The following is a 368-nucleotide window of genomic DNA, read 5'->3' as shown; positions in this document are numbered from 1 at the left end:
CGGCAGCGGGCAGGTGTCACACCGTATACGTCATCTTGCGATTTTGCACAGTGCTGTGTTTTTAATAAACAGTCCCAGCCACCTGGTCACTGCGGCTCCAATCAGCTTAGAGAGCAAGTCTCATCACCAATCGGAGCGTACCTTCTCCCGAAGTTACGGTACGATTTTGCCTAGTTCCTTCACCCGAGTTCTCTCAAGCGCCTTGGTATTCTCTACCCAACCACCTGTGTCGGTTTGGGGTACGGTTCCTAGTTATCTGAAACTTAGAAGCTTTTCTTGGAAGCATGGCATCAACCACTTCGTCACCTAAAAGGTAACTCGTCATCAGCTCTCGGCCTTAGAACCCCGGATTTACCTAAGATTCCAGC

At 50.0% G+C, this 368-nt stretch carries 1 rRNA gene; it reads right to left on the bottom strand.

The annotated features are described in order from the left end of the window. Positions 1-368: ribosomal RNA gene (locus SB751_RS28580) — 23S ribosomal RNA — on the bottom strand; the annotation flags it as partial.

The organism is Cupriavidus sp. SIMBA_020, from assembly GCF_046535395.1.
Classification (GTDB): Bacteria; Pseudomonadota; Gammaproteobacteria; order Burkholderiales; family Burkholderiaceae; genus Cupriavidus; species Cupriavidus campinensis.
This window is presented reverse-complemented; position numbering and strand designations above follow the sequence as displayed.